The sequence below is a fragment of the Dactylosporangium siamense genome (assembly GCF_016862795.1).
Classification (GTDB): Bacteria; Actinomycetota; Actinomycetes; order Mycobacteriales; family Micromonosporaceae; genus Dactylosporangium; species Dactylosporangium siamense.
Map to the genome: position 1 here is coordinate 91,826 of NZ_BONQ01000055.1, position 22,145 is coordinate 113,970.

Sequence of the window (22,145 nt, forward strand, 5' to 3'; positions counted from 1 at the left end):
GTCGCAAGAGAAGCCGGGCAACGACAGGTGCGGCGACCCGGATGGCCGCCGCACTTGTTCCCCCGTCAATTCCCCCGTCAATTCCCCCGTCAGTTCCCCCGTCAGTTCCCCCGTCAGAATCTGGTCGCGGCCAGCTCCCGGTCCGCCGACGGGCCGGCGGGCACGTCGTGGGACACCTGCGGCAGCCAGTTCAGCCAGCGGGGCAGCCACCAGTTCCGCTCGCCGAGCAGCGCCATGGTCGCCGGCAGCAGCACCGCGCGGACGATCGTCGCGTCGAGCAGGACCGCCGCGGCCAGGCCGACGCCGAGCTCCTTGGTGGAGACCAGCGGCAGCGTGGCGAACAGGGCGAACACCGCCACCATGACCGCGGCCGCGCTGGTGATGACCCCGGCCGTGGCGGTGATGCCCTCGGTGACCGCCTGCCGCGTCGGCAGCCCGCGGTCGTGGCCCTCACGGATCCGGCTGACCACGAACACGTGGTAGTCCATCGACAGGCCGAACAGGATCACGAACAGGAACAGCGGCATCCAGTTGGTGATGCCGTCCGCGGCGCGGAAGTCCAGCAGTGACTCGAAGTGGCCGTACTGGAAGACGAAGACCAGCATCCCGTAGGCCGCGGCGACCGACAGCAGGTTGAGCACGACGCCGGTGACCGCCACGACGACCGAGCGGAACGACACCAGCAGCAGCAGGAAGGCCAGGCCGAGGACGAACCCGAAGACCAGCGGCATGGAGTCGGCGAGCTGGTCGTTGAAGTCCTTGGAGCCCGCGGTGTCGCCGGTGACGCCGACCCAGGCGCCCGGATATCCGCCGAGCGTGGCGGGGATGACGGTGCGGCGCAGGGCCGCCAGGGCGTCCTCGGAGGCGCGGTCGCTGCCCGTACCGGAGAGACCGACGCTGATCATGGCGACCGTGCCGGACGGGTTCACCTCGACGGTGACCGGCTCGTGCAGCTGTCCGGTGGCCAGGGCCTGCCGCTTGAACTCCGCGACCGCGCCGTCCCAGCCGGGACCGCTGACGGCGGGTGCCTTGACGACGACCACGGCCGGCCCGGTGCCGCCGGGGAACGCCGCCTGGATGGCGAGGAACGCCTGGGTGATCGGCGCGCTCGGGGACAGGTCCTCCACGCCCTCGCCCTTGGTGCGCAGGTCCAGGGCGGGCGCGGCGAGCGCGCCGAGGGCCGCGACGGCGAGGACCGCGGAGATGAGCGGCCGCTTCAGCACGAGGCGCAGGAACGCGCTCCACACCCGGCCGCCGCCGGCCCGCTTGCGGTACAGGCCGGGGATGCGGCCGAGGTCGACCCGGTCGCCGAGCGCGGACAGCAGCGCCGGCAGGACGGTCAGCGAGCCGAGGACCGCGGTCGCGACGACGAGGATGGTGCCGATCGCGAAGCTGACGAACGTGGTGTCGCGGGTGAGGAACATGCCGGCCATGGCGACGATGACGGTCAGCCCGGAGACCCAGATCGACCGGCCGGACGTCTGCGCGGCGATGACCAGGGCCCGGTGCGCGTCGGCGCCGTTGCGGCGCTCGTCGCGCTCGCGGCGGATGTAGAACAGGCAGTAGTCGACGCCGACGGCGAGCCCGACGAGCAGCATGACGTGCATGGTGGTGTCGACGGCGGGCGCCAGGTGGCTGGCGTAGGCGAGCAGGCCGACGGCGCCGACGACGGCGGTGACGGCGAGCCCGACCGGCAGCAGCGCCGCGACGATCGCGCCGAAGGCGACCAGCAGGATGCCGAGGGTGACCGGGATCGACAGCAGCGACAGCCGGTTCAGGCCCTCGTCCAGCTCGTCGCCGATCAGCTTGTCGCCGCTGGCGTCGCCGGCCTCGGCGATGTAGAGGTCCGGGTGCGCCCGCTGGACCGCCGCGACGGCGGCCAGGACCGGCTGGATGCGGTCCTTGGCGGTCTCGGGGTCGCCGCGCACGGCGAACGTGAGCAGCGCCGACCTCCCGTCCTCGGAGGTCAGCGGCGCCGACACCGGCTCGGTCGCGCCGGTGTCGTGCACGGCCCTGGTGACCTCGGCGATCGCCGCCTGCACCGGCGGGCTGTCCACCGTGGCGGTCTTCGAGGTGACGATGACCATCTCGCCGGCGCCCTGCTCGGGGAAGCCGGCCTGCTCGACGATCCGGTCGGCGCGGCCGGACTCGCCGTTGCCGAAGTCGCCGCTGCCGGCCTCGACCATGCCGGCCTGGCCGCTGAGGACGGTCACGCCGATGACGAAGACCAGCCAGCCGAGAATGGCGAGCGCGCGATGGCGGGCGCTCCACACCGCGATCCGCGCCGCGATGCCTTTCACGTTCTCCCTGGATTCCATGCCAGGAACGCTATTTTCGCCAACCGGCGGTATCGATCCGGTGGGCCCGCTGACCTGCGGTGAGGCGACCCCGCTCACCCTTGGTAGGGGCAGCCCTACCGGGCCGGTGGGGCTGCCCGCCCGGCCCCGGCCCGGGCGCAGGTCACGGCGTGGTCCGGCGCAGGGTGCCGGCGCGCACGGCGGCGGCGACCGCGCCCGCGACCCGCTCCGGCAGGTCGTCGGTGAGGGGTTCGCCGCTGACGTACATCCGGTAGTAGAAGGGCGCGGCGAGCATGCGGATCACGTCGGCGGCGTCGGTGTCCACCGGGATCTCGCCGCGGGCGGCCGCCGCCTCGACGACGCCGGCGGCGCGCTGGATCCGGGCCATGATGGTGCGCGACAGCACCGCGCGGGCGGCCGGGTCGTGCACGGCGGCGGCGGTCACGGCGTCCATCCACGGCCGGTGCACCGGGTGGCGGTGCAGCTGGAGGATGAGCCGGCCGAGGGCGGCGAGGTCACCGTCGAGGGAGCCGGTGTCCGGCGGGGACAGGTCCAGGGTGAGCTCGTCGACGAGGTCCTGGAGCAGGCCGGTCAGGTTGCCCCAGCGGCGATACAGGGTGGACAGCGCGACGCCGGCCCGGCCGGCGATCTTCTCGAGGTTGGTGCCGGCGAAGCCCTTCTCGCCCAGCTCGGCAATGGCGGCGTCGAACACGGCGGCGCGGGTGCGTGCGGTGCGCCCGCCGGGGCGTACCGACCCACCTAAACGAGAATCACCTTGCATTAGGGCGTCATCCTCTGCCACGATACCCATGCTAACGCAAGATCCTTCTCGTTAAGAGGTGCGTTCCATGGAGATCCCTCGCGTCTCACACCGGTTCGCGCAGGTCGGGGACGTCCGCGTCTTCTACCGCGAGGCCGGTCCTTCCGACGCGCCTGTCCTGCTGCTCCTGCACGGCTTCCCCTCGGCGTCACACCAGTTCCGCCGGCTCATCGACGCGCTCGGCACCCGGTTCCGCCTGATCGCCCCCGACTACCCGGGCTTCGGCCATACCGAGGTCCCCGACGGGTTCACCTACACGTTCGAGCGCCTCACCGACGTCGTCGAGGGCTTCGTCGACGCGATCGGGCTCGACCGCTTCGTGCTGTACACCTTCGACTTCGGCGGACCGGTCGGCCTGCGGCTGGCCATGCGGCGCCCGGCCGCCGTCGCGGGTCTCGTCGTGCAGAACGCGAACGCCTACGAGGAGGGACTCTCCGACCTGGCCCGCGGCATGATCGCCAACCGTCCGGGCGTCGCCGGCGCCGAGGAGCGGGTCCGGGAGATCCTGGTCCTGCCGGTGACCCGCGACCAGTACGAGGGCGGCACCGGCGACCCGGCCCTGGTCGCACCGGACGGCTGGACCCTCGACCAGCACTTCCTGGACCTGCCGGGCCGCAAGGAGGCGCAGGTCGCCCTCGCGCTGGACTACCACACCAACGTCGCGCAGTATCCGGTGTGGCAGCAGTGGCTGGCCGAGCACCGGCCGCCGGCGCTGATCGTGTGGGGCCGCAACGACCCGTTCTTCCCGGAGGCCGGCGCCCACGCCTACCTGCGTGACCTCCCCGACGCCGAGCTGCACGTCCTGGACACCGGGCACTTCGCCCTCGAGGAGTGCCTGCCGCAGATCGCGCCGCTGCTCGCCGACTTCGTCGACCGCACCTGGGCGCCGCGCACCCTGCGCATCGCCGTGATCGGCGCGACCGGCAACCTCGGCGGCGCGGTGTCCCGCGAGGCGCTGGACCGGGCCCACCGGGTCACCGCGCTCGGCAGCGCCGACGTCGACGTCACCGACGCGGCCTCGGTCAAGGACGCCGTCGCCGGTCACGACGCGGTGGTCGTCGCCGTCAAGGGCCCCGACCACCTGGTCCCGCGCGCCGTCGCCGCCGTGCTCGCGGCGCTGCCCGCGGCCGGGGTGGGCCGGCTCGTCTTCCTGGGCGGCGGGGGCAGCCTGCTCGCCCCCAGTGGTGAGCGATTCGTCGACTCGCCCCGTTTTCCGCAGGTGTACCGCGAAACCGCGCTCGACCAGGCGGCCGCGCTGGACCTGTTGCGCACGGCGCAGACCCCCGTCGACTGGTCCTACGTGAGCCCGCCGCCGGTGCACCTGGTGCCGGGCGACAAGACCGGCCGCTACCGCGCGCAGGCGCGGGACACCCCGCTGACCGACGACGCCGGCGAGTCCCGGGTCACGGTCGGCGACTACGCCGCCGCGGTCATCGACGCGGTCGAGCAGGGCTCGTTCGTCCGGCAGCGGTTCACGGTAGGGTACTGAATGATCAACTACGCCACGTTCGCCGAACGGCTCGCCCAGCAGGCCGACCAGTGGTCACTGCTGGACGAGATCCACGCGGAGTGGGGATTCCAGGACCCCGGCGGCGACCCGGCACACTCCCGCGAGGGCGGCGAGAACCTGGCCGGCGAGGTCGACCCCGCCCTCCCGGTCCCCTCGGCGCTCGACGAGTGGTGGCAGCGACCCGTCAACTCGTTCCTGTTCAACCCGCGGCTGTACTGGACCCACTCGCAGTGGCCGCCGGCGGTGGCCGGTGAGCTGCCGGAGCGGAACCCGTTCACCGCGGCGGGCGACGACCGGCGGGTGTGCGGGTTCATGTCCGAGTACCACTACTCCAACACGTGGGGCTACCTGGCCGCCGAGGCGCACCTGCCGGACCCGCGGGTGCTGGTGGACCGCGGCGGCGAGTGGGTGCTGCAGAACCGCTCGATCTCGGAGTTCCTGCTGCACCTCACGCTCGACCGGCTGCCCGCGGCGTACGGCTGGAGCCTGACCTTCGGACCCGACGCGGCCGGCGCCGACGTGGTGCAGCGGCTGCGGGAGCAGTGCCCGGAGCTCGGCCTGCCGCCGTGGCAGGAGATGGGCGTCGACGCGGTGCTGCACGGCGCACCGGACGCGCTCGTCAGCCACGGCCGCGGGTCGGGCGCCGCGCACCCGGTGGTGATCCGGGCCCGCAACCGCGATGCGCTGACCGCGGTCGCCGAGTCCCTCGGCCTCGCCTGGGACGACAAGGCCGTGACGGCGCCGTCGTTCCAGCCGCTGCGCCGGCTGCGGCTGCGGGCCGCGACCCTGGCCGCCGGCGAGGCCGACCGGCGCGGCCGGTGGCGGGTTGCGTCCTTTGTGGACGGCGTGTCCACTCCGGACGGCGTGTCCACTCCGGACGGCGTGTCCACTCCGGACGGTCTGGACAGTGCGTCTGCACCGGGTGCGGTGGACGGCGGGACCGTGGCCCGGCACCAGGTGCTGCACCGGGCGCCCGTCACCGCCGTGGCCCTCGCGCGGCAGCCCGGCGGCGGCCACACCGTGGTGAGCGGCGACGCCGACGGTGTGCTGCGCTCCTGGCCGGTCGACGGCACGCCGCGCCGGACGCCGCTGGACCGGCGTCCCGCTCCGGTGACCGCTCTGGCCGCCGCCGAGCTCAGCACCGGCCCGGCGCTGTTCGCGGCGTGGGAGGACGGCCTGGTCCGCGCCTGGGACCGCACCACCGGCGCCACCGCCGACCTGCGCCTCGGCACCGGCATCGAGGCCATCACCGTCGACGGCTCGGCGGTGATGTCGGTCCGCATCCCGGCCGGCACCGCCACCCTCCAGCTCGACCTGGACCGGTTGTGGCCGACCCGCGACCTGCAACGCCGGCTCGCCGAGATCGACTGGGGGAAGCTGTGGTCGACGCAGGGCCCCGCGCACGCGGTGCCACGGCTGATGGCGCAGGCCGCCTCCGACGACGAGGAGACCGCCCTCGACGCGGCGAAGCAGCTCTACAAGCTGCTGGTGTCCCGCTCCAGCCGGCTGTCGGCCGCGCCACCCGCGGTGCCGTTCCTGGTCGAGCTCATGCTGCTGCCCGACGCCAAGGCGCAGAACCTCGTGCTGATGGTCATCGCCGACATCGCCGACACCAGGCACCGGACCAGGAAGCCGGACGAGGTCGCCGCGGTCCGGGCGGCGATCCCCGCCCTCGCCCGGTTCCGCGACGACGAACGCGGCAACATCCGCTGGGCGATGGCCGAGGTGGAGCGCATCTGCGCGGAGTACCCGTACTGAACACGACAGGGGTGGATGGTCCTGTGGCCGGGACGATCGTGGGTTGGGAGCCTGCGCTCCTGCCATCGATCGTCGAGGTGTTCGTCGACGTGTTCAACGCGGCACCGTGGAACGACCGGTGGACGCGAGCAGGTTACCCGTTCACGGGGCGACGGCGACGGCGTCGACCTCGACGAGCTGGCCCTGGTAGCCGAGCACCGTGACGCCGAGCAACGTGCTCGGCGCGTCGTGGTCGCCGAACCGGGCCCGCACCACGTTCCAGGCGGTGACGAGGTCGGCCTGGTCCGTGCTGGCGACGTAGACGGTCGTGCGCACCACGTCGGTCAACCCGGCCCCGGCCGCCCGCAGCGCCACCTCGAGGTTGTCCATGACCTGCCGGGCCTGCCCGGCGATGTCTCCGGGCGCCACCAGCCGGTCGTGCTCGTCGACCGGGCACGCGCCGGCGGTGTGGATCAGCCGGGCGCCGGCGGGGACCACCGAGGCGTAGGCATACGGGACGGCGTCGGTCAGGCGGGCGGCACGGATCAGTTCCACGGGCATGACGCGGACTGTGCCAGGGCCGCCACCAGCGGTGCCACCGAATTCGCGGGGCCTCGCTATCCTCGCGGTGTGACGGGCTCGCTGCGGCGTGTGTGGCTCCTCGGCACGATCGCGCTGACCGTGGGCGCGGTCGCGGTGACGGTCGCGCTCGCCCCGCCCGGTGACGCGCCGCCCGGGCGGGCCCTGCAGTGGCTGCTGTTCGTCGGATCGTCGGTGCACGTGGCGGCGACCGGGTGGTTCTTCAGCGTGCCCGAGGTGCGCCGGCACGCCGCCGCGCATCAGGGGCGTTACGTGTGGGCGCCGATCGGCCTGGTCGTGGGCACGGCCGCGGTCGCCGCGGTGCTGCCCGAGCGGCTGTTCGTCTGGCCGCTGCTGGCGTTCTTCGCGTGGCAGTTCTTCCACTTCCAGAAGCAGAACCTCGGCATGGCCGCGCTGGCCGGGGTCGCGCACGGGGTCGGGTCGGTCCGGCCGAGGGAGCGCCTGGCCATCGTCGCCGCCGGTGGGGCGGGGATCGCCGGGCTGCTGGTCCGGCCGGAGCTGTTGCAGCTCGCCGTCGACCCGCGGACCGGCTGGCTGTTCCCGGCCGCCGCGGTCGCGTTCGTGCTCGCCGTCGTCGCGGGTGTGGTGGTGCTGCGGGAGCGGCCGCCCGCGTCGCGGCCGGTCCAGTACGTCGCGGTGTACCTGATCTCGCTGCTGTTCTTCGGCCCGGTGTTCCTGTTCGACTCGCCCTACGCCGCCGTCGCCGGGCTCACGATCGCGCACGGGTACCAGTACCTGCTCATCGTCGGGCTGGTCGCCGGGGCGCCGCGGCCGGGGCTCGGGCCGGTGGTGAGCCTGGCCGTGCTGGTCAACGTCGCGCTGCTCGGCGGGCTGGCCCTCAACGCCGCCTCGCACCTGCACGGCGGTGGCACCGCGGCGCGGGCGGTGTTCGGCGCGTACACCGGGCTGCTGATGGCGCACTTCGTCGTCGACGCGGGGCTGTGGCGGCTCCGGGACGCGTTCCCGCGCCGGTTCCTGACCGAGCGGCTGCCCTACCTGCTGCCGAGACCGGACCCGGCCGGAGACGCGACGGCGTCCCCGGCCAGATCGGCGTGACCTCAGCACCCGGCCGGAGACGCAAATGGCGTCCCCGGCCGGATCGGCGTGACCTCAGCCTCCGCCGCAACCGCCGGCGGCACCGGCCGCCGGCGCGACGAAGACCACGAACGTGACCACCAACGCGGTGACCGTGGCCATCAGCGCGAGCAGCCCGAACAGGAGGATCTTCCTGCCGCGCCCCCGCACCGGCTCCACGAACTCCGGTCCCGCAGCCATGGCCGGCTGCATCACAACCACCACCTCTCCGGTCGGACGAACTTGCGTCGAGCGTAGAGGCCCCGCGCCACACCCGTCACAAAACCGACAGGTGCGCCGACAGTGAGCGCAGGAAGTCCGGGGCGTCGAACACCGCCCCCGCGGCGGCGACGCCCGTGGTCGCGGTGCGGCCGGTGAGGATCCGGTCGACGGCCTCGACCGCGAGCGGCGCGCTGATGGCGTAGATGTCCTGGCCACTGGCGGCGATGCGGCGTTCGGTGCCGGCGGAGCGGACGAGGACGTCGACCACGAAGGTCTGCGCGGAGCGCCCGCGGTCGTCGACGGGCACCGGTCCGGCGCCGCCGGCGGCCAGGTCCGCGGCGGCCGTGGTGGTCATGTACGTGCGCACCTCCGGCACCGACAGGTGGCTGGGGACGGTGACGACGTCGGCCATGCTGAACCCGCCGATGACGTCCCGCGGGCCGAGCGGCGCCGGGAACGGCCACCGCAGGGTCGGCAGGGCGTCGTCGTGATACTCCAACCCGCCACCGGTGTAGCGGACCCGGCGCCCGCCGCGCCGCTGCCCCGACACCGCACCGGCGACGAGCGTGCCGGCGGTGGGGTGCCAGCTGCTCAGGCCGTAGGCGACGTGCACCTCGTCGGCGGCGGTCCAGTCGCCCATCGCGGTGGTGACCAGCAGGTCGCCGAGGCCGCCGAAGAACGCCATCGCCGGGACCACGACGACGCCCGCGGCGCGTGCCCGCTCGCTGAAGTGGCGGAACGTGTCATGGTTCGCCTCGATCTCGGCGGCCACGTCCACGTACGGGATGCCGGCGCGCAGCGCGGCCTCGATCAGCGGCGCGGCGGTCGTGGCGAACGGCCCGGCGGTGTTGATGACGGCCGCGGCGCCGTCCAGGGCCCGGTCGAGGGCGTCCGGGTCGTCGACCGGCGCCTGCCGCGCCGCACTGGCCCCCAGCGCGAGCAGCTTGTCCCGGTCCCGGCCGAGCAGGAGGGGGGCGTATCCGCGAGCGGCCAGCTCGGCGACGACGAACCGGCCGGTGTGCCCGGAGGCGCCGTACACCGCGACGTTCCTGTGATCCATACCGGAGATCCTGTCCCGGCCGCACGGACCGGGCCAGTGTCCGGAACGACATGACCCGTACAATTTCCGACATGACCTCTGTCGCGGTCGCCGCCACCGACGGGATGCTGCACTTCGAGCTGGCCCTGGCCTGCGAGGTGTTCGGCCCCGCCCCCGACGCCGTCCGCGGTCCCTGGTATGACGTCTCGGTGTGCGGCACGCGCGCCGTGCGGGTCGGCCGGTTCGTGCTGGAGCCGGACCGCGGGCTCGACGGTCTGGCGCGCGCCCGCACCGTGATCGTCCCCGCCCTCGCGGACGTCGACGTGGACCCGCCGGCCGACCTGGTCGAGGCGGTCCGCGCGGCGCACGAGGCGGGCGCGAGGGTGGTCTCCCTGTGCACCGGCGCGTTCGTCCTGGCCGCCGCCGGGCTCCTCGACGGGCTGCGGGCGACCACGCACTGGGCGCACACCGACCAGCTGGCTACGCGGTACCCACGGATCACCGTCGACCCGGACGTGCTCTACATCGACAACGGCAGCGTGCTCACGTCCGCGGGCAAGGCCGCGGCGATGGACCTGTGCCTGCACCTGGTCCGCCTCGACCACGGCCCGGCGGTCGCCAACGTGGTCGCCCGCCGGCTGGTCGTGCCCCCGCACCGCGCCGGCGGGCAGGCCCAGTTCGTCACCACCCCGGTGCCGGACCGCGACGGCCATCCCCTGTCGGCGCTGCTGCCCTGGGTGATGCGCCGGCTGGACCAGCCGCTCACCGTCGAGGACCTGGCCCTGCAGGCCAACATGAGCTCCCGCCACCTGGCCCGCCACTTCCACGCGGTCACCGGCACCACCCCGCTGCAGTGGCTGCTGGCCCAGCGGATCCGCCGCGCCCAGGAGCTGCTGGAGAACACGGACGACGGCATCGACACCATCGCCGCGGCCGCGGGCATGGGCACGGCGACGACGCTGCGCCGCCACTTCCAGCGGACCGTCGGCGTCCCGCCGGACACCTACCGCCGCACCTTCCGCGCCGTCACCTCGTGAGCGCGGCGTCCAGGGCCGCGGCGTAGACGAAGCGGTCCGGGCGCAGCACCGCCACCTCGGCCCGGTGCCTGGCGAACCAGGCGGTCAGCACGCCGTCGGTGTCGACGACCTCACGCACCCCGGACCCGGCGGTCGCGACGGAGCCCGGCGGCAGGACGCGGATGAAGGCCGCCGGCGGGCCGGTCCAGACGGTCGCGGCGGTCACCGACGGGCCGATCACGGCGAACCCGGTCCCCAGCACGTCGTCGAGCCGCACGGGTGCGGCCTCCCCCGCGGCCGACACCCGGGGCTGGGGGAACATGGTGCCGACGGCGCCGCGGCGGGTGCCGCCGGCGAGCAGGCCCTTGTGCAGGACCGGCGCCGGTTTGAACTCGAAGTGCCGCACGAACCGGCGGACCCGCGGGACGGCCTGCACGGCGCGCAGCGCGGTGTCGCGCAGGAACGCCGCGGCCCGGTTGCGGACCAGGAAGACCCGGCCCAGCCGGACGCTCGTCACCGCCATCTCCTCGGTGTGCGGGCGCCGTTCGGTCTCATACGAGTCGAGCAGGTCGTCGCCCGCGGTGCCGTCGACGACCATCGCCAGCTTCCACGTCAGGTTCGCCGCGTCGCGCAGCCCGCTGCACAGCCCCTGGCCGAGGAACGGCGGCATCTGGTGCGCGGCGTCGCCGAGAAGGAACACCCGCCCGGCCCGCCAGCGCTCCGCGACCAGGTGATGGAAGGTGTACACCACGGCGCGGGTCACCGTGAACCGGGCCGGGTCGACGTACGGCGCGACGAGGCGCTCGAGCGTCTCGGGGCGGGTCATCTCCTCCGGTGTCTCACTCGCGCGGAGCATGAACTCGAGGCGGTGCGTGCCGAACGCGCCGGGCGACACGAACGCGGGACGGCGCCAGTCGCAGACGAACCTGGTCCGCGGTTGCCGCACCCCGCCGGGCTCGACGTCGCCGGAGATCGCCAGCCATGGCTCGGCGTAGGACGTCCCGCTCAGCCCGATCCCCGCCGCCGCCCGGGTGGCGCTGCGGGCGCCGTCGCAGCCCAGCACGTAGCGGGCCCGGATCGTGCTGTCGCCCCCGGCGTCTCTGAGTCGGACGGTGACGCCGTCGGCGTCCTGCTCCAGGCCGGTCATCTCCACGCCGGTGCGCAGCTCGACATGCGGGAACCGGTCGAGACCGCCGCGCAGCGACGCCTCCAGCCACGGCTGGTCGAAGAAGTGCAGCGGCTCGCTACCGAGGCCGAAGTCGACCTCGTCGAGGGCGATCGTCGCGAACGGCCGGCCGTTGCCGCTCACGTACTCGACGACCGGCGGCGGGTACATGTCGGCGGCGACCTCGTCCCGGAGGCCGGCCTGCTGATACACCCGCAGCGCCTCGTCGTCGCAGGAGAACGCCCGCGGCTGCCCGTGCGGCGCGGTGCCGCGCTCCACGACGAGGGTCCGCACGCCGCGCATCCCGAGCAGGTTGGCGGTGAGCGCGCCGACCGGCCCGCAGCCCACCACGACGACATCTGTGTCCATGCCGCACAGTCCAGCAGGGCCCTGTGGAAACCGTGTGGAGCCGCTGTGGAGACGGCTACCCCTGGGCGATGCGGGCCAGCAGCAGCCGGGCGCCCTGAGCGGCGGCGATCCCGGCGCCGGCCCGGACGTCCTCGTCGTCGCCGTTGGCGAGGCCACGCACGCGGCGCAGCTCGGCGGTGAGCACCTGTTCACCGGCGGTGGCCGCCGCCTCGAGGCCGGCGGCGGCGAGCCGGGCTGCGGTGGCGGGGTCGCCGGCCACCAGGTGCGCGTCGGCCATCGCCGCGATCGAGATGGTCAGGGTCGCGCGCAGCCCCAGCCGGTGGATGGCCTCACCGGCGGCTCGCATCGCGGCGAGCCGGCCGTGCTCGCCGCCGCGCACCGCCGCCCATTCCGCGACGAAGTCACCGGTGGTGACGAAGTGCGGCATGCGCTGCCGCGCGCCGATCTCCCGGCACCGCCGGGCGGCGTCCCGGCCCGCGGCGACGTCGTGCTCCTGCAACGCCGTCCACGCCGCGTAGAGGGCGGCGTTGGCGCGGCCGTACGCGTCGTCGCCGCGCTCGGCCAGCGCCGCCGCCGCGTCGATGTCGGCGCGGGCCGCCCCGGCGTCGCCGAGCAGGGACCGGACCAGGGCGCGGAAGTTGTACGCGGCGAGCGCCGGCGTCCGGCCCGCCTGCTCGCGCAGCTGCCGCGGGTCGACCGCGGCGAGGCGCTGCACGGCGGTGCTGAGGTGCCCGTCGGCCTCGCCGAGCCGGCCGGTGAAATAGCACACGACGCCGAGCAGGTACGGTCCGGCGGCCGCGATCAGCTCGTCGTCGGAGGTCACCGCGCGGGTGAGCCGCTGGGCGAGGTCTTCGGCGACGGCGTACTCGGCCCGGTTGCAGGCGACCTCGCCGAGCGTCCACAGCGCGGTGCTCACGTCGGTGTCGGGCCCGGTGTACGGCAGCAGCCACCTGGCCCGGGCGGCCGCTTCGGCGACGGCGTCGCTGCCGACGCCGACGGTGATCTGCAGCAGCGAGGCCCGGCGCAGCTGCACGCCGAGTTCGGTGGCGGCCGCCTCCGGCGAGGTCGCCGCGTCCGGCGCGAGGTGGTCCGCGGCCCGGCCGAGGTGGGCGAGGGCGTCCTCGTAGGCCAGGCGCCGGGCCGCATCGTCGGCGGCCCGCACCGTCCACCGCAGGAAGTCCGCGGCGTGGCCGAGCCCGATCGACTGTCCGTAGTGGTGCGCGATCTCGCCCGCGGCGAGCCCACCCCGGTCCGCGGCCGCGCCGGCGAGCCTGGCGTGCAGGGTGGCCCGCCGCGGTGGCGGCAGCTCGGCGTAGGTGACCTCGGCGAGCAGCGCGTGCCGGAAGCGGACCGTGCCCGGCCCGGCCTCCGTGACGAGCCGCGCCGCGCCCGGCCCGGCGAGCAGCTGCGCGGCGTCGGTGCCGGTCACCGCCCGCAGCAGGTGCAGGTCGAGCTCCCGGCCGGCGACGCTGAGCACGTCCAGGCACTCACGGGCGGCCGGGTCGGGTCCGTCGAGCCGGATCCGGACGGCGTCGCGGACGCTCGGCGGCAGCGGCCGCTCGGGCGCGGCGAGCAGCTCGGTGAGGAAGAAGGGGTTGCCGCCGGTACGGTCGGCGAGCCGCCGGACGAGGTCGTCCGGCGCCGGCCCGCCGGTCCGGTCCGCGACCAGGTCCGCGACGCCGGCGGGGTCGAGCCCGCCGAGGCGCAGCTGCCCGGATCCGCGGCCCCGGGCCAGGTCGTTGAGGGTCGCGACGAGCCCCGGGTCGTGCTCGTACGGCCGCAGCGTCGCCAGCACGAGCGCCCGTCCTGTGTGGACGGTCGTGGTCAGGTACCGCGTCAGCAGCAGCGAATCGGGGTCGGCCGCGTGCACGTCGTCCAGGACGAGCAGCAGCCCCGCCGGCCCGGCGGCGGCACGGATCAGCTCGGACACCGCGTCATAGGCGCGGAACCGGGCGGCCGGGTCGGGTCCGCCGTCCTCAGGAGACCGCCCTTCGACGAATCCGGCCAGGGCGGCGACGTCTTCGGTGTGCGGCAGGGCGAGCAGTCCCCGCACGACCTGGCTCCACAGCCAGAACGGTGGCGCCTGGCCGACGTCCGGGCAGCGGCCCCACACCACCGGGATCCCCGCCGCCGCGGCCCGGTCGGCGACGGCGGCGGCGAGGGTCGTCTTGCCGATCCCGGCCTCACCGACGACGGCCACCATCCGCCCGCCGCCGCTGTGGTGCCGCGCCCCGTCGAGGTGCGCCGCCAGGGCTTCGAGCTCCGCGGACCGCCCGACGAGCCCGCGCGGCGGCGGCGCCTCACAGGGAACCGTGTGGCCGAGGATCTGGCGGTGCAGGGCGCGCAGCTCGGCGGTCGGCTCCACCCCGAACTCCGACGCCAGGAACCGGCGGCCCTCGTCGTACACGGCCAGGGCCTCGGTCTGCTGTCCAGCCCGGTACAGCGCCAGCATCAGCTGCCCGCGCGCCGCTTCCCGGGCCGGCTGCTCGGCGACAAAGCACCGCAGATCGGGCAGCACGGCCAGGTGCCGGCCGGCGGCGACCGCGGCGGTGCAGCGGCCCTCCTCAGCGGCGAGGCGCGTCTCGGCGAGCCGGGCCGTCTCGGCCCGCACCGCCGCCAGGTCGCCGGCGGCCGGGTCGCCGCGCCACAGCGTGAGGGCCTGCGTGTAGTGCCGTTCGGCGGCGACCGGATCGCCCTCGGCGAGGGCCCGCGCGCCCGCCGCCGACAGCTCCGTGAACCGCACGGCGTCGATCGCGTCGCCGGCCACCCGCAGCTCGTAGCCGCCGTCGTGGCCGACCAGGATCCGGCCCTGCGCCCGCGCACCCCGGCCCGGCTCGAGGGCCCGCCGCAGCGCGGCGACGTAGGTGCGCAGGGTGACCTCGGCGCTCGGCGGCGGAGCCCCGTCCCACAGCGCGTCCACCAGCCAGTCCGTGGTGCTGACCCGGTTGGCCCGCAACAGCAGCAGGGTCAGCAGCGCCCGCTGCTTCGGCCCGCCGACCGGCACCGCCTCGCCGTCGCGCGACACCCGCAGCGGCCCCAATATCGCGAACCACACCGCTGAATGATCCCCCGGCACCCTGGACGTGACCCCGCGAGCATAGCCCCGGGACGCTCTACCCGAAGATCAACTTCGGGTCACCGGTGTACCAGACGTTCTCGATGCGCATCCGCCGGATCACCCAGCGGGCGCCGTCGCGGACCAGGTCGACGTCGTACAGGTTCTTGAGCAGCGCGTGCGTGCCGTGGTCGGCCGTGAGCAGGTGCTGTGCCTCGACGACGGCGGTGAGCCGGGCGGCGTCACCGTCGACGCGGACGCGCGGGTTGGTGACCACGTGGGTGGTGTCGACCCGCCCGCCGAACAGCGCCAGGATGGTGCCGGTGATGGTGTCCCGCCCGGTCATGAGCGGCGCCTGCCCACCCCAGCGGGCCGCCGCGGGGCCGAAGTCCAGCTCGGCGTCATCGGCGAACGCCGAGCCGAACAGGTCGCGGTCGCGCAGGTCCTGCCCCAGCCCGAAGCGGTACACGGCGTCGATCACCTCGGTGCGGTCGCGCAGCTCGGCCGCGAGGGCCCCGGCGTCGGTGGCGGACAGTGCGCGGTTGTCTGTGACGTACATGTCGTTCACCGTCGCCCACCGGTACCCGCCGAACAACGCCGAAACGTGCAACGATCGTGAAGCGTGGCTTGACGATCATGGAGACGCGAGTGGAACGGCACGAGATCGAGACCTTCCTGGCCCTGGCCGAGGAGCTGCACTTCGGCCGCACCGCCGAGCGGCTGGGGCGCACGACCGCCCGGGTCAGCCAGACCATCCGGGTGCTGGAGCGGCGGGTCGGTGTCCCGCTGTTCGAGCGGACCAGCCGCCGGGTGGCGCTCACCGGGACGGGCCGGCGGCTGTACGAGGATCTGCGGCCGGCCTACGACCAGGTCACCGCCGCCCTGGTCCGGGCCGTGGCGGACGGGCGCGGCCTGACCGGCGTGCTGCGCGTGGGGTTCGTCGGCGCGGCCACCGGGCAGCTCGTCGTCGACGGCGCCGAACGCTTCCGGCGGCGCCACACCGGCTGTGAGGTCCGCCTCAACGAGGTCCAGTTCGCCGGCGCGGTCGACCGGCTCCGCGCCGACGAGCTGGACCTGCTGTTCGGCTGTTTCCCGTTCGACGAGCCCGACCTGACGTGCGGCCCGGCGCTGCTGTCCGAGCCACGCATGCTGGCCGTCCCGGCCCGGCACCCGCTCGCCGGCCGGCCCTCGGCCTCGGTCGAGGACCTCGCCGGCAGCCCGCTGCTCGTCGCACCGTGCTCCATCCCGGAGTACCGGCCGGACCCGGCCCGCCGCACACCCGGCGGACGCCCGATCGTGGACGGGCCGTCGGCGCAGACGTTCCAGGAGGTCCTGACGCTGATCGGAGCCGGGCAGGGCGTCTTCGTCGTCGGCGAGCACGCCACCCGCTTCCACGCCCGCCCGGACGTCGCCTACGTGCCGCTGCACGACGCGCCGCCGCTGCGGTGGGGACCGGTGTGGCGCACGGTGCGCACGACCGAGCGGGTGCGCGCCTTCGTCGCCGCCACGGCCGAAGCCCCGCGCCGCTGAAGGAAGCGAAGGCCGGCCGCGGCCGGGACTTCTCGCCTCTACTGCCTGGGACATCGGGCTCGGGATCGTGGCAGCCAGACCACCCCGACCGAGGAGCTCATGATGCGCGATCCGAAAGCAACCGGCCGCCTGCTCGTGCTGGCCCTGGCCCCCTTCCTGGCCTGGTTCGTCCTGGCCATGGCGACACTGGCGCAGACCGGCGTCGACAACTCCGCCGACTTCACGCCGGGCGTCCTGGCCGACGTCCGACTGCAATGGGTCGCCATCGCCGTCCTGTACGCGCTGGCGGTGCTGACGGGAGCGGCCGGGATGGCGATGGTCGCGACCTCTCCCGGCTTGACCGTCGCGACCCGGATCGCGTCCGGCGTCTCGGCGGTCGCGATCATCGGCAACCTCGTGCTGGCCCTGTCGATGAGCGGGTCCACGACGGCGAAGCTCTCCGACAACTCGCTGTGGAGCCCGTCGCTGTGGCTGAGCATGATCTCCATCTGGGCCGCGCTGGCCGCCATCGTCCTGACCGGCGTCGGGCTGCGCCGGACGGGCGTCCTGCGGCGGACCGGGCTGGTGGTGGCGATCATCGCGGGCCTCATCCTGCTGGCGGACCTCGCGCTGGGCGGGGCATTCCCGCCGCTGCTCGTCGGGTTCCTCTGGCTGGCGATCGGGATCGGCCTGCTGCGCCGTCCGGTGACCGCGACGGTCCAGCCGGTAGCCTCCACGGCATGAGCTCCGAGGCCACGATCGGCTCGGTCGGGCGCGCGCTGCGCCTGGGCCGGGCCGCCGTGCTGACGGCGATCGGGCTGCTGCTGGCCGGGTTCGTCGCGGGGCTGATCGCCTGGGGCCACCAGGCCGACGCGGCGTCCCCGGCCTGGGTCGCGCCGGAGGGCTGGTCGGCCGGTCAGCTGCGCGACGTCCTGAGCGGCTGGGCGCTGCCGCAACGCTGGTACGTCGGCTACTTCCTGCTGCTGGAGCTGATGCTGACCGCGGTCAGCGTGGTCGCCGCCGGGTTCGTGCTGCGCGGCCGGCTGTCGTGGCTGCGCCTGTACCTCGCCTTCGTGCTGGTCCTGTTCGCGGTCGCGGGCGGCGGCGTCCCCTACGTCGTCGGCCGGCTCGTCCCGGCGCTGGCCGACCCGGCCGCGCTGCTGCAGGGAGTGGCCTGGATCGGCCTGTTCCAACTGGCCTACGTGTTCCCGGACGGCCGGTTCGCGCCGCGGTGGGGCCGCTGGTTCGCGGCCGGCTGGGCGGCGTACCTGGTCGCGTCGGTGACCGTGCCCGCGTTGGCGGGCAGCCCGGCCGAGGCGGTGATCCTGCTGGTGCTGTTCGGCAGCTGCGCGGTCGCCCAGGTCTACCGCTACGTGCGGGTCTCCGGACCGCAGGAACGCCGCCAGACCAAGCTGGTGATGTTCGCGGTCGCGCTGCGGTTCGCGCTGACGATCGCGTACGCGACCACGCCGTTGCTGCGGATCCAGCACGAGACCAGTTCCCGGGGCCTGGCCGTGTACGCCGTGCTGATGCTGGTCAGCTACGCGATGGCGGCGCTGCTCCCGGCCGCGATCGCGGTGGCCATCGTGCGGCACCGGCTGTTCGACGTCGACACCGTCATCAGCCGCACGCTGCTGTTCGTCATCCTGACCGGATTCGTCGTCAGCGTGTACGCCGTCGTCGTGGCCGGGGTGGGCGCCCTGTGGCCGGCCGACCGGACCATCGCCGGCCCGTTGCTGGCGGCCGGGATCGTCGCCGTCGTCTTCAACCCCGTCCGCGAACGCGTGCAGCGGGCGGTCGGCCGGGTCGTCCACGGCGAACGGGGCGATCCGTACGGTGTGCTGTCGCGACTGGGTCGCCGCATGACCGAGATCGTCGAACCGGATCAGGTCGCGCCGGCCATTGTGGACGCCGTCGGCCGGGCACTCAACGCTCCCTATGTGGCGGTCCATCTCGACGGCGACCTGACCGCCTCCATCGGCACAGCCACCACCGAGCTGGAATCCGTCGCCTTGACCTATCAGGGCAGCCAACTGGGTCGCCTGGAGATCGCCGGCCCGCTGGACCGGCTGGACCGGCGACTGGTGGCCGACCTGGCGGACCACTGCGGCGCCGCCCTGTCCGCCGCTCGGGAGTCGGCCCGGACCCGGCGGCTGGCCGCCGACCTGCAGCGGGCCCGGGAGAAGCTGGTCGCCGCCCGGGAGGAGGAACGCCGGAGGATCCGCCGCGACCTGCACGACTCCCTGGGTTCGGCACTCGGCAGCCAGGCGCTGACCATCGACGCGGCCAGGTCGCTGATCGGCAGCGACCCGGCGACCGCCGACACGATCCTCGGCGAGCTCAAGACGCAGAGCCAGCAGGCACTGCAGGAGGTCCGGCGACTTGCCCGCGAGCTGCGCCCGCCCGTCCTCGACGAGCTCGGCCTGGCCGCCGCGCTCGAGCACGCCGCCGAGCAGCACCGCACGTTCCACCTGGACGTGCACGTCGACGACCTTCCCGGACTGCCGGCCGCGGTGGAGGTCGCCGCGTTCCGGATCGCGCACGAGGCACTGACCAACGTCGCCCGGCACGCCGGCGCGGCAACCGCCCGTCTGCGGGTCACCGTCGAGGACGACGCGTTGTGCCTCCAGGTCGTCGACGACGGCGTCGGCCTGCCGGCCGGTATGCGTCCCGGCGTCGGCACCCTGTCGATGCGCGAACGCGCCGAGGAACTCGGCGGGACACTGGACATCGGTGCCGCCACCGGCGGCGGCACCGTCGTCACCGCCCGACTGCCGGTGCGATCGGAGTGACCATGACCGTCATCCGCGTGCTGCTGGCCGACGACCATCCCATGTTCCGCTACGGGCTGCGGGCCGCGTTCGCCTCCGATCCGGCGGTCGAGGTCGTCGGCGAGGCCAGCGACGGGGCCGACGCCGTCCGGCAGGCCGTCGAGCTGGACCCGGACGTCGTCGTCATGGATCTGACGATGCCGCAACTCAACGGGGTCGAGGCGACCCGCCGCATCCTGCGGCAGCGTCCCGCGGTCGCGATCCTGGTGGTGACCATGTTCGACGACAGCGCCTCGGTGCTGGCCGCCGTCCGCGCGGGCGCCCGCGGCTATCTCGTCAAGGGCGCCGATCGGGACGAGATGCTGCGCGCCGTGCACGCGGCCGCGGCCGGGGACGCCATCTTCAGTTCGGCCGCCGCCCAGCACCTCGCCCAGCAGGTGTCGGCGCCGCCCCGGCCCGCACGCACACCCGGGGTCCTGGCCACCCTCACCGTGCGCGAACACGAGATCCTCGAGCTCGTCGCGGCCGGCCTGACCAACACCGCCATCACCGACCGGCTCGGCGTCAGCCCGAAGACCGTGCGCAACTACATCTCGACGATCTTCGCCAAGCTCGGCGTCGAGACCCGGGCCGAGGCGATCGACAGGGCCCGCGCAGCCGGGTTGTAACAGCGGCCGGCCGCGACGAAGACCACCACCCTCACTCGAGGCGTCCCGCGAGTGAGAACATCGATGGATGTCCGCAGGTGGTCCGCCTCCGTGGCCGGTGGAGACCTGGGACCAGATCCGCTCGCTGGTCATGGCGCAGGGGTACACCGAGCCACCGGGGGCGGCGAGTTCGGCCGGGTGTGGAACGGCGTCGTCGCCGCCCTCGAAGGCGACTACCCGGTCACCGAGGACCCCGCCTGGGACCGGACCGCGGCCGACCTGCTGCGCTGGGGCCACGACCAGGTGGACCGCCACCGGACCCACCGCCCACGCATCCAGCCACCCCACTGACTAAGGTGCCCGGGGTGACCAGCGAAGCAGCCCGGCTCATCAGCTACCGCAAGTTCGACGGCGACCGCGTCACCCTGAGCACGCTGTCCGAGCCGGCGCCCGTCAACGGTCTCGGCCAGGTCGTCCGGGTGTCGCTCTACGACCAGCGCACCTACAGCGGCCCGACCGCCTCGCTCGTCCTCGGCGACGACGCGGAGCAGCGGCTCACCGCCGCCCTCGCCCGCCTCGAGGTGCCCGGCGCCGCCCGGGCCGCGCTCGCCGCGCCACTCAGCGAGACCCTCGGCCTGGACGAGGCCAGGTTCGAGGAGTGGATGTTCGCCCCGACGGACGCCGACGAGGCCCGCAGACTCGGCGCCCTCGACACCATGACGGACCGCTTCCCGGCCGTCGAGCAGCGATTTTCGCGGGTGTACGGCCTGCGCCTGCCCCGGCACGTAGCCATCCTCGCGGCGTTCCTGCACAGCCTCGACGACCGCGAACGCCGCGCGCTGCAGTGGCTCGGGCTGTCGAGCTGGGGCATCACCGGCTACTTCGACGACGGCGGGCTCGACCGGACCGGGCACGACGGCCTCGACGAGCGGCTGCACTGCCGGTTCCGGCGCGACCCGGCCGAACTGGTCACGGTCCTCGGCGGCGGCTCCGACGGGCTGCATTACGGCCTCTGGTACGACGACCCGGCCGAGCTGCCGTCGTTCGTCGCGTACAACTACGCCCGGGACTCCGCCGAGACCTGGACCTCGAAGGCGCCGACGGTCCTCGCCCAGATCCGCCGGGTGCTGGACGACGCGCTCAGCGACGACGAGGGCCCGGACAAGTACTGGATGCTGTTCCCGCTCGGCGCGGCCCTGGACTGGTTCGCCCCGGCCGACGAGGCGGCGTGCGCGGCCGACGGCCCACCCCGCTGGGCGGCCGCCGAACGACCGCCGGGCGGGGTGGCGATCGGCGCCGTGCTCCCGCCGGACAGCGGCGACCCGAGGGCCGGCGAGGCCGGCGAGCGGCTCGACGCGTACCGCACCGACGAGCCCCGCACCCGCGCCTGGATCGCCGAGGCGACGGCCGAGCTCGCCGCCGGGCAGCCCGCGTTCGCGCTGACGCTCGGCCGGGAGCTGCACTGGCTGGACGCGGACCAGTACCGGCGCGCGGCCGTCGACCTGCTCACCGGCGCCTACCGCGCCCTGGGCCGCGACGCCCTGGCCGGCATCGCCGAGGTCCACGCCGCCCACCGCGACCTGCCGTCGGTGGACATCCTGCGCTGACCGCGTGCGGCATCCTCGAATCCATGCTGATTGAACACGACGGCTGTTCGCCGACCATCGACCCCACCGCCTACGTCGCGCCGACGGCGACCCTCAGCGGAGATGTCCGGGTGGGGCCGGGCTGCCGGATCCTGTTCGGTGCCGTGCTCACCGCCGAGGGCGGCCCGGTCGAGATCGGCGAGGACAGCATCGTCATGGAGAACGCCGTCCTGCGCGGCACCCGCCGCGACCCCCTGCGCCTGGGCCGCCAGGTCCTGGTCGGACCCACCTCCTGCCTGACCGGCTGCCAGGTGGACGACGAGGTGTTCCTGGCCACCGGCAGCCGCGTGTTCAACGGCGCCCACATCGGCACCCGCAGCGAGATCCGCATCAACGGCCTCGTCCACCTGCGCACGGTGCTGCCACCCGACTCCATGGTGCCGATCGGCTGGGTAGCGGTCGGCGATCCTCTTCGTATCCTCCCCGCCGAGGACCACGACGGGATCTGGGCCGCGCAGCGGGAGCTGGACTTCCCCGGCTACGTCTTCGGCCTGGACCGCCCGGCCGACGGCGAAAGTCTCATGCCGGGGATCGCCGAACGGTACGGCCGCGCCCTGGGCCGCCATCGTGACGACCGGCAGATCTGACCCGGCCGGCTCAGGTGCTCAGCGACCCGATCGCCGTTCGTGGGCCTTTTGGTTGCGGTTAGCGCGTTCTGGTCGTCATCC

General features: G+C 74.3%; 19 protein-coding genes. 11 read left to right on the forward strand and 8 right to left on the reverse strand.

Annotation, left to right across the window (positions count from 1 at the left end; translation table 11 throughout):
- Positions 1-113: 113 nt before the first annotated feature.
- Together Dsi01nite_RS18955 and Dsi01nite_RS18960 are read right to left on the reverse strand one after the other, a co-directional pair.
- Complete coding sequence (locus tag Dsi01nite_RS18955) at positions 114-2,318, reverse strand: MMPL family transporter (protein WP_203847514.1); 2,205 nt, start codon at positions 2,316-2,318, stop codon at positions 114-116.
- A gap of 142 nt (positions 2,319-2,460) precedes the next feature.
- Complete coding sequence (locus Dsi01nite_RS18960; protein WP_203847515.1) at positions 2,461-3,009, reverse strand: TetR/AcrR family transcriptional regulator; 549 nt, start codon at positions 3,007-3,009, stop codon at positions 2,461-2,463.
- A gap of 136 nt (positions 3,010-3,145) precedes the next feature.
- On the opposite strand from Dsi01nite_RS18960, the gene Dsi01nite_RS18965 reads away from it, so the two are divergent.
- Together Dsi01nite_RS18965 and Dsi01nite_RS18970 are read left to right on the forward strand one after the other, a co-directional pair.
- Positions 3,146-4,606 (forward strand): alpha/beta fold hydrolase, encoded by a 1,461-nt coding sequence (locus tag Dsi01nite_RS18965; RefSeq protein ID WP_203847516.1) that lies wholly within the window; start codon positions 3,146-3,148, stop codon positions 4,604-4,606.
- Positions 4,607-6,385, forward strand: a complete 1,779-nt coding sequence (locus tag Dsi01nite_RS18970) for a WD40 repeat domain-containing protein (RefSeq protein ID WP_203847517.1) — start codon at positions 4,607-4,609, stop codon at positions 6,383-6,385.
- 141 nt (positions 6,386-6,526) lie between these two features.
- Here the strand turns inward: Dsi01nite_RS18970 and Dsi01nite_RS18975 are convergent, their stop codons facing one another.
- On the reverse strand, positions 6,527-6,925 hold the full coding sequence (locus tag Dsi01nite_RS18975; RefSeq protein ID WP_203847518.1) for a RidA family protein: 399 nt from the start codon (positions 6,923-6,925) through the stop codon (positions 6,527-6,529).
- A 69-nt stretch (positions 6,926-6,994) separates the two neighbouring features.
- Here Dsi01nite_RS18975 and Dsi01nite_RS18980 point away from each other — a divergent pair, with 69 nt between their 5' ends.
- Complete coding sequence (locus Dsi01nite_RS18980; RefSeq protein WP_203847519.1) at positions 6,995-8,020, forward strand: hypothetical protein; 1,026 nt, start codon at positions 6,995-6,997, stop codon at positions 8,018-8,020.
- 54 nt (positions 8,021-8,074) lie between these two features.
- Here Dsi01nite_RS18980 and Dsi01nite_RS18985 read toward each other — a convergent pair whose 3' ends face one another.
- On the reverse strand, positions 8,075-8,239 hold the full coding sequence (locus Dsi01nite_RS18985; protein WP_203847520.1) for a hypothetical protein: 165 nt from the start codon (positions 8,237-8,239) through the stop codon (positions 8,075-8,077).
- Between the two features lie 76 nt (positions 8,240-8,315).
- A complete protein-coding gene (locus Dsi01nite_RS18990) occupies positions 8,316-9,320 on the reverse strand; it encodes a saccharopine dehydrogenase NADP-binding domain-containing protein (RefSeq protein WP_203847521.1) in 1,005 nt (334 codons plus the stop codon).
- Positions 9,321-9,391: 71 nt separating this feature from the next.
- Here Dsi01nite_RS18990 and Dsi01nite_RS18995 point away from each other — a divergent pair, with 71 nt between their 5' ends.
- Positions 9,392-10,336: a helix-turn-helix domain-containing protein gene (locus Dsi01nite_RS18995; RefSeq protein WP_203847522.1), complete on the forward strand. Its 945-nt coding sequence runs from the start codon at positions 9,392-9,394 to the stop codon at positions 10,334-10,336.
- Here Dsi01nite_RS18995 and Dsi01nite_RS19000 read toward each other — a convergent pair.
- Genes Dsi01nite_RS19000 through Dsi01nite_RS19010 form a run of 3 tightly spaced genes read right to left on the reverse strand, consistent with a single transcriptional unit; the run spans position 10,326 to position 15,463 of the window.
- Positions 10,326-11,849, reverse strand: a complete 1,524-nt coding sequence (locus tag Dsi01nite_RS19000; protein ID WP_203847523.1) for a bifunctional 3-(3-hydroxy-phenyl)propionate/3-hydroxycinnamic acid hydroxylase — start codon at positions 11,847-11,849, stop codon at positions 10,326-10,328. The genes Dsi01nite_RS18995 and Dsi01nite_RS19000 overlap by 11 nt on opposite strands.
- A 55-nt stretch (positions 11,850-11,904) precedes the next feature.
- Positions 11,905-14,904, reverse strand: coding sequence for an ATP-binding protein (locus Dsi01nite_RS19005; RefSeq protein WP_203847524.1), 3,000 nt, complete (start codon positions 14,902-14,904; stop codon positions 11,905-11,907).
- Positions 14,905-14,962: 58 nt separating this feature from the next.
- Positions 14,963-15,463 (reverse strand): nuclear transport factor 2 family protein, encoded by a 501-nt coding sequence (locus tag Dsi01nite_RS19010; protein WP_203847525.1) that lies wholly within the window; start codon positions 15,461-15,463, stop codon positions 14,963-14,965.
- A 77-nt stretch (positions 15,464-15,540) separates the two neighbouring features.
- On the opposite strand from Dsi01nite_RS19010, the gene Dsi01nite_RS19015 reads away from it, so the two are divergent.
- From Dsi01nite_RS19015 to Dsi01nite_RS19045, 7 genes are all read left to right on the forward strand, one after another.
- Complete coding sequence (locus Dsi01nite_RS19015) at positions 15,541-16,434, forward strand: LysR family transcriptional regulator (protein ID WP_203847526.1); 894 nt, start codon at positions 15,541-15,543, stop codon at positions 16,432-16,434.
- Positions 16,435-16,536: 102 nt separating this feature from the next.
- Positions 16,537-17,157, forward strand: a complete 621-nt coding sequence (locus tag Dsi01nite_RS19020) for a hypothetical protein (RefSeq protein ID WP_203847527.1) — start codon at positions 16,537-16,539, stop codon at positions 17,155-17,157.
- Positions 17,154-19,205 (forward strand): sensor histidine kinase, encoded by a 2,052-nt coding sequence (locus tag Dsi01nite_RS19025; protein WP_203847528.1) that lies wholly within the window; start codon positions 17,154-17,156, stop codon positions 19,203-19,205. Before Dsi01nite_RS19020 ends, Dsi01nite_RS19025 begins: the two co-directional genes overlap by 4 nt.
- A gap of 2 nt (positions 19,206-19,207) precedes the next feature.
- The gene (locus Dsi01nite_RS19030; protein WP_203847529.1) at positions 19,208-19,852 is read left to right on the forward strand and encodes a response regulator; all 645 of its coding nucleotides are present in this window, start codon (positions 19,208-19,210) and stop codon (positions 19,850-19,852) included.
- A gap of 63 nt (positions 19,853-19,915) precedes the next feature.
- Positions 19,916-20,182, forward strand: coding sequence for a hypothetical protein (locus Dsi01nite_RS19035; RefSeq protein ID WP_203847530.1), 267 nt, complete (start codon positions 19,916-19,918; stop codon positions 20,180-20,182).
- Positions 20,183-20,196: 14 nt separating this feature from the next.
- On the forward strand, positions 20,197-21,438 hold the full coding sequence (locus tag Dsi01nite_RS19040) for an ADP-ribosylation family protein (protein ID WP_203847531.1): 1,242 nt from the start codon (positions 20,197-20,199) through the stop codon (positions 21,436-21,438).
- A 23-nt stretch (positions 21,439-21,461) separates the two neighbouring features.
- The gene (locus tag Dsi01nite_RS19045) at positions 21,462-22,064 is read left to right on the forward strand and encodes a gamma carbonic anhydrase family protein (protein WP_203847532.1); all 603 of its coding nucleotides are present in this window, start codon (positions 21,462-21,464) and stop codon (positions 22,062-22,064) included.
- Positions 22,065-22,145 lie beyond the last annotated feature (81 nt).